Source organism: Spiroplasma endosymbiont of Megaselia nigra, from assembly GCF_003987485.1.
Classification (GTDB): Bacteria; Bacillota_I; Bacilli_A; order Mycoplasmatales; family Mycoplasmataceae; genus Spiroplasma.
Genome location: NZ_RCOO01000056.1, coordinates 1 through 7,451, shown reverse-complemented (window position 1 = coordinate 7,451; position 7,451 = coordinate 1). Strand labels below are relative to the sequence as shown.

Below are 7,451 nucleotides of genomic sequence, written 5' to 3'. Positions count from 1 at the left end.
CCTTTGCCATATAAAAAATGTTTCTCCTAACTTTATATATTTAATAATAACCTAGAAAGGTTTTTTATTTCATATTCTCAGTTAAAAGAAACATTGTAGATGTAAATCTTTTTTTTATTTTTTATCTTGGTTTAAATGTAATTTTAACTGGATTATCACTTTTATTGCGAATACCTAATATATTGGGATTATTAATATTTAATAAAATATAATCTTTATTACCCCAAAATCATCTTGTACTTCTTAATATTTTTGCTGATAAATTACCAATTAATGCTTTTGAAAATCTAATTTTTAATTTCATATCATTTGTATAATATGATTGTAAATATATTTCTTTAATTTTATTATTAACATTATTAGACCATGATGTTATTTGCAATGAAAAATATATTTCAAATATATTATTTGGTGCTTCATATCTATTATAATATTTTTTTTCACTTGGTAAACCATTAGTATAACCAGTTTTAAATGTTTTAATATCATTTATTGGTATTTCATTAGTATTTAATACAATTAAATTATCAATATCAAATTTAAAATTAACTTTATCAACTTGTGAATAACCATCTTTTAATAATTTTACCTCTTATAATGAAAATAATTTATTATTACAATTATCAACTGCTCCATATAAATCAACATTTCTATCGGGAATAAAATTCTCTATATTTACTTGTCCACATTCAACTTGTATATTATTAAGATTACTTATTTCTATTGTTTTATAAGAACTAATAAATTTATCTATACTTTAAATAGTTGGGTCAATTTGTTTTAAATCAATTTCTACCTCATAATAACCATAATTAAATTCATCTGCAAAAAAATTTATTGGATTACTATCTACTTGTTTACATTTTATTTCTGAATTAAATCTAGTTTTTAATGGTAGTACTACATCAGAAGGCATAATATCTTTTGTATATTCTGAATAATTATATGGCACTGGTGGTAATACATATTATGGATAATTAAAGGTTGGTATTTCATAGTCATGGGGTAGTAAGAAACTAGTTTTATAATTAGTTGTCATATCGCGTAAATAATTATTTAAGACACTTTTTGTTTTGCCACGAAAACTCCATACTGATAATCGTAAATAATCTTCTTCATTATTAGTATATGGATTATCAGCATAAAAGATAATTTCAAAATTACCTTTATATAATGCTTGAATTGAAAACATATCAATTATATAACTACAATTTGTTCCATCTGGTGTTTGTAAGAATTCGCAATCATTATCTTTTTCACTACCAATAACCGGTGTTTGAGCATCAACTGCTTTGGTTTTTTCATTAATTAAATAAACTCTTTTAGTTTTTTCATTTAATTGTTTTAAATTATAAGTTGAATAAGTTATTCGTTATGTTGGTTTGCCATCTTTTTCTAAAACATTACCTTGTATTTTATCAGTTAATAAAGTAGTAAAACTAAAACTAGTAGCATTAGCACAAATCATAGCACCAATTTTATCATTTCCTTGTTCTCTAAATATTTCAAATGGTAAATAACCTTTTCCAGCAGCTTTATCACCTCAAAAGGCATCATTATAAAAACTATAAACATTATTAGCAATGATGATGATAAAACATATACCATTGCAATTAGTACCCAATTAGATTACCATGAAGATGCTACACGTGTTAAAGAGTTAGTAAAAGACTATGTTGATAATGACTTAGACTTTTTATGATATACCATTGGTGAACAAATTGATGAAAAAGAACAAGCTTTTTTTGAATCATTAGGATTTATTCAAAATGAAATTTTAGTTGGAATGGTACTTGATTTAACAAAATGAAAAAAAGTAAAATTAAAAGTTGATAAAAATCTTAAATTTCGACGTGTTAATGATAATAAACGATTAAATGATTTTAGTAAAATTCTTGAAAGTGCAATGGGACCAAAAAGTTGAGATTATGCATTTTATAAAACTTTATTAAAATTAAATAAAAATAAAGATACCGCTGAAATTGATTTATTATATAAAAATGATCTTCCTGCAGCAACTGGAAATATTTACTTTGAAAAAGATATTGCAATTATTGATGATATTTCAACTCATCAAAATTTTCTCCAACAAGGATTAGCAAAACTAATGATGAATCATTTAATTAATCGTGTTTATAATCAAGGTTACGATTTGGTTGGATTGATTGCAACATCACAAGGATATAATGTTTATCGCAAATTAGGATTTCGTCCAATTAATTTATATTTAAGTGAATACATTACAAAAACAAAAAGCACTAATTTAAGTCAAATTGCAACCAAAATTAGTCGTGGTAAGATTAAACATCTTCAAACAATGAACCAAACAGCAATTAATAATATGATAAATAATTTTAGTTGTAAGAAATGTAATAAAGAAATTACTGATAATAAATATTTAATGGCTTTTAAAGGATTAAATGATTTTGCTATTAACAATTATCACCAAAACTGTTATAGTTTTTCAATAAAAGATAAATGAGTAATTTTAGTTGAAAGAGATGATAATAATTAATTTATCTTACAATTAATAACAAATAATCTTCAATAAAATAGACACATAAAATTAATTTTATGTGTCTATTTTAAATATTCAAACCTTGTTATTTTTTTTGTTGATGTTTCACTTTTAAAACTTTTTTAGTTCGTAAATCTTCTTGATATTCATTAAAATATGGATCAGGTTCATCAACTAATTTGTTACGATATTTTCTTCAGTAGTAAACTAAAATTGGAATAATAATTGCTGCTGAAATTAAATCATTTAAACCAATAAAGACATAATAGAAAATTGGATTTCCAGTTGCTTGACTAACGCCAAAACCAATTCCAATTAATGGTAAAATTACAAGAATTGAACGTAAACTACTTGTAAATGTTGCTAAAAAAGAACGATTAATTCCTTGGAACAACGTTAAAGCAATATAAGTTAATGAACAAAATGGATAAGTCATAAAGTTTAAAACAATTCATAAACGATATTTCGTTGCATATTTTTCAGGAAAAGCAAATAACATCATCATATCTTTTCCAAAAATAATAAAGACAATTAACATTAAACAAAATCAAATAATAATTAATAAACTAACCCGTTTTAAAACTTCTCAAATTCGAGCATTCTTTTTTGCCCCATAATTATAAGCAATAATACTACGAGCCCCTTGTGTAACACCAACCCCTGCTGATAATACTAATGTCATTCATGGCACAATTGAAGAATAAAGTTCCTGCAAAACAGCAACCCCATTATGATATTCTTGGTTTGGTAACTGAACAACAAGGGATGTTGCAACATAAGATGTAACGACTAAAGCAGCATTATTAATAAAATTTGGTAATCCTGCTTTAGTAAAATTAGCAATATTTTTTTCTTCAATTTGGAATAAGTCATTTCAGTAAAATTTTGAATAACTATTTTTTGTTTTAAAAACAATAATAAATCCTCAAATTACTTGTACTGTTCAAGAAAAAACTGTCCCCAACATTGCTCCTGACATTCCAAGATGACAAACTCTCATAAATAAAATGGCCGCTGCAGCATTAATTAATAATGAACTTAAAATCATAATTATTACTCATTTCATTCGTCCTTCACTACGAATTAACGACATAAAATAATAACTTAAAAACATCATTGGTGCTGCTGCTAACATTGGAAATGAATATTCTCAACATAAACTTTCTGTAATTGGATTATAATGTTTTCCCATTTGAGAAGTAATAAATATAGCGTTTCATCCCGGAAATACAATACAAAAAATTGCAAATGCGACGATGATTGAAAAAAGAACTGTTAATAAAAAACCATTTCCTGCAATTCGACGCATACTTGGAATATCACGTTGACCATAAGCAATTGAAAAATTCATTGCACAACCCATTCCAATCATAATACTAAACGACCATTGTAAGTTATATGTTTGTGAAGCATATTGAGTTGCAACATTAATAAATGACCGCATATCAGCTAAAGGAATTTCTGTAACACTAATATTTTTTAACCGATTATATGCATCAATATAAAATTGGTCATGAATTAAATCAGGTGCGGCAAATGATAATGCTAAACTTTTATCAACAATATTGTATAACCCTTGAACAATCATTAAGAAAACAGTTGGAACACAAAAGTATTCTATTGTTTTTCAAGGTTTTTCAAACCGTATTTTTTTTTCACGACCTGTTAAAACTTCTGACAAATTAATTTCCTCCCCCCCAATAAAAAAATAAAAAAACCTTACGATGTAAAGTAATTTTAAAACTACATTAATAATATTCGTTATAATTATAGCTCAAAAAAATTATTTTACTAAGGTTTTTTAACATTAATTACTTAATGCACTTGCTTTACCAAAATTTTTATTAACTGAAAAAACAACACGATCGTAAATTTCGGTAATATTTGTTACAAATGGTTTAATAGTAATTAAAATTACTTTTTCTTCAAAAGCACGATAAGTAATTTCTTTAATTTGTTCATTGCCATTTTCAAAATGTAAAATTAAACCATCTTCTAATTTTTCAATTATGGGAAGATTTAATTTTTTTACAACATTTTCTAAACTTGCTAACATTGGTTTTTCCATTACGGTAAATTGATAATAGTTTTGGGTTGAATTAATAACAGTACCCGAAAACACAACCTTACCATAATTTAGAATTGTAATCTCATCGGCCAAATCTTGCAATTCAGTTAAAATATGTGAACAAATTAAAATTGTCTTACCTTGGTTTTTAACTTTAATTAAATCATTGAATAATTCTTGGCGAGCAGTTGGGTCTAAATTAGCCGCTGGTTCATCTAAAATTAGGACCTTTGGATCCACAATTAATGCTTGTGCTAATAAGACCTTTTTCTTCATTCCTGATGAAAATGTATTAGGATTCTTAGTCCGAAATTTTCATAAATTTAGATTTTCTAAGATTTGCTTTGCTTTTATTTTTGCTTCTTTATACTTAACATCTCGTAAATAACTCATTTCAATTAAATATTTATAAACATTTAAATGTTTTGGAAATCGAGCATTTTCAGGAATATATCCGATAAGTTTTTTTGCTGCTGGTGAGTTCGCCTTTAAGCCATTAATACTAAAATTACCACTTGTTTGAATAATTGCTCCAACTAATGATTTAATTGTTGTGGTTTTTCCTGAACCATTTGGTCCAATAAAACCATGAATTTTCCCTTTTGCAACATTCATATTAATATCATCAACAGCGACAAATTTTTTAAATTTTTTTGTAAATCCATGAATCTCGATTGCTAAATCAGGATTTGGTGTAAAATTACTTTTTTTTGTTTTCATAACTATACAAAATCCTTTCTTGTAATTCATCATAATGTTAATCCTGCTAATGCAAGTGTTACTAATAAATAACCGGTATACAAACCAGATAAACTAGTTAATGTTACTGGTTTATTAAAGTCTCCCATTAAAAAATAATTTGTTTTTGCCTTAGAATCACTTGTCTGAAAAGCAACAGAATCAATTTTAACATCTAAATAATTATTAATTGGTAACAACATTGTTGCAGCCATATCATTTGCTCCTGATACACTAGCACTAGCATTTCCTGTTCACATTACAACTCATTGTTGTCATGGATTTAAGTATGCCATTAATTTATAATTTGTTTGAGCTTTTTTAATACTATTTAATTTATCTTGTGGTTGTTGCTCGTTATCATGAATAGCATTATATGGATCATATATTCCTTGTTGTGACCAATAAGATATTTGGGAAATAAATTGAGTATACAATGACATAACTAGATCATTAATATAAACATTTTCACTATATAAATTACGATCTAAAAATTCACGAAAATCTCAAGAAAAATTATTAAATTTATTTTGACTAGTTTTCGACAATGTGTTAAAAACAAGCGATGCAATTCTACTTGGTGCAATGATTCCTTCTGAAAGATAACTATTTTTTGGATAACCAAAAATTGTTGGTGAAAAAATTGATTTATCATACATTGTTTTAATAATTTGATAAATATTTTTTGTTGTTTTACTTTTTAATTTTGTTTCATCTAACACATTTATATTAATTTTAGTATCAGATGATGGTTTTGTTCTTGAAAGCGTAATTGGTTGTTGTAAACTTACATCATTATAAAAATCCGATAAAATATTAATTCCTTTATCACTATTATTTGTAAATGTAACTTCATTACCGATTGTAGGTTTAACAACATTAAATTTAATTGACTTATAACCATCAAATTCTAATACATTAGTATTAATTAATTTTGCTAATATTGGATAATCATTTGGTGTTTTTTTAACTTCTGTAACAACATCATTTCAAGAAATTGGGTTTCCAGTAGCATGTAATTTAGTGACCACTAAATCAATATCCCGCGCTAATGAAGTCACATCAAAAGCTTCCATATCTTTACTACTATACGAAAATGATATACTAAGTTTATCGTCAGATACACTTCATACTGGTCAACCAGTCGGATTTAATAAATCATCATATGTTTTTTTAAGATCAGAGTCCTTAAATTTAACAGGATTCTTTGCTAAATCTGCGGTTTTAATCAAATATTGTGATGCTTGATCACCTTTACTTGCATTATAAATAAATGGAATCATCGCTCCAATTACTGTTAAAAAACCAATTGTAAATAAAATACCGATAACACCTTTTGCATTTAATCCTAAAGAAATTAAAATACCAATTGTGGTTAAAAATAATTGTAAAATAAAACTTGTTAAAATCATAAAGTTAACTTTGCTTAAAATTACTTTTCCAAATGCTGTTCCTTTTAGCCCCATTCCGAATGATAAAATTGGTGGTAATAATAAAATAATTAGTGAATAAATTAAGCATAATAACTGTAAAGCTAATCATTTTTCAATAATCATTCTTGTTCGTGAGATTGGAATTGATGAAAAAATTAATAATGTTCCATCATCAATTTCATCACGAATTAACTGTACCGCTTTAAAACCAATAAACATTGATGTTAACCCAAAGTATAACATATATCAAATCCATGAATAAATAGTAAATAATGATTTAGCAGCATCAATATAGTCTCCACTAGCAACATCTCTTATTCCTAAAGCTAATGATAAAACCATAATTATTCCTACTACTAATGTTAAAACAAACATCACTCATGTTGATGGTGCCTTTAACATTTTAATTAAAGTATAACGAAACATTTTTAATGAAAAAAAATGAACTATCTTTTTATTTAATTCCGCTTTTTTTCCTTGCGTTGCTTCGACTGTTTCATTATGAGTCATAATTTCCCTCCTATTTCATTAATTTCATAATATATTTTGTAATTTTAAAAACTACAAGATAATTATACAAAAAAAAAAAAAAAAAAACTTTTTTTTTTTTTTTTAAAAAAAAAAAATTAAAAAAAAAAATTAAGTTTTTTTTTTAATTTTTTTTAAATAAATTTTTTGCTCGTTTTTTTGCTTT

8 protein-coding genes are annotated in these 7,451 nt (G+C 25.4%); 1 reads left to right on the top strand and 7 read right to left on the bottom strand.

The window, feature by feature from the left end:
* Positions 1-121 precede the first annotated feature (121 nt).
* From D9R21_RS03515 to D9R21_RS03500, 4 genes are all read right to left on the bottom strand, one after another.
* Positions 122-382: a hypothetical protein gene (locus D9R21_RS03515; protein ID WP_126821127.1), complete on the bottom strand. Its 261-nt coding sequence runs from the start codon at positions 380-382 to the stop codon at positions 122-124.
* 375 nt (positions 383-757) lie between these two features.
* On the bottom strand, positions 758-952 hold the full coding sequence (locus D9R21_RS03510; protein ID WP_126821126.1) for a hypothetical protein: 195 nt from the start codon (positions 950-952) through the stop codon (positions 758-760).
* Between the two features lie 15 nt (positions 953-967).
* Positions 968-1,192 carry a hypothetical protein gene (locus D9R21_RS03505; protein ID WP_126821125.1) on the bottom strand — a complete coding sequence of 75 codons (225 nt, stop codon included), beginning with the start codon at positions 1,190-1,192 and terminating at the stop codon, positions 968-970.
* Positions 1,193-1,372: 180 nt separating this feature from the next.
* Entirely contained in the window at positions 1,373-1,624 is a 252-nt protein-coding gene (locus D9R21_RS03500; protein WP_126821124.1) for a hypothetical protein, read from the bottom strand.
* A 162-nt stretch (positions 1,625-1,786) separates the two neighbouring features.
* Between D9R21_RS03500 and D9R21_RS03495 the strand changes: the two genes are divergently transcribed.
* Positions 1,787-2,515 carry a GNAT family N-acetyltransferase gene (locus tag D9R21_RS03495; RefSeq protein ID WP_241568717.1) on the top strand — a complete coding sequence of 243 codons (729 nt, stop codon included), beginning with the start codon at positions 1,787-1,789 and terminating at the stop codon, positions 2,513-2,515.
* 88 nt (positions 2,516-2,603) lie between these two features.
* On the opposite strand, the gene D9R21_RS03490 is transcribed toward D9R21_RS03495, so the two are convergent.
* The 3 genes from D9R21_RS03490 to D9R21_RS03480 form a co-directional block, all read right to left on the bottom strand.
* Positions 2,604-4,199 (bottom strand): MATE family efflux transporter, encoded by a 1,596-nt coding sequence (locus D9R21_RS03490; RefSeq protein WP_126821123.1) that lies wholly within the window; start codon positions 4,197-4,199, stop codon positions 2,604-2,606.
* Between the two features lie 126 nt (positions 4,200-4,325).
* A complete protein-coding gene (locus D9R21_RS03485; RefSeq protein WP_126821122.1) occupies positions 4,326-5,306 on the bottom strand; it encodes an ABC transporter ATP-binding protein in 981 nt (326 codons plus the stop codon).
* 2 nt (positions 5,307-5,308) lie between these two features.
* Positions 5,309-7,267 carry an ABC transporter permease gene (locus D9R21_RS03480; RefSeq protein ID WP_126821121.1) on the bottom strand — a complete coding sequence of 653 codons (1,959 nt, stop codon included), beginning with the start codon at positions 7,265-7,267 and terminating at the stop codon, positions 5,309-5,311.
* Positions 7,268-7,451: the final 184 nt, after the last annotated feature.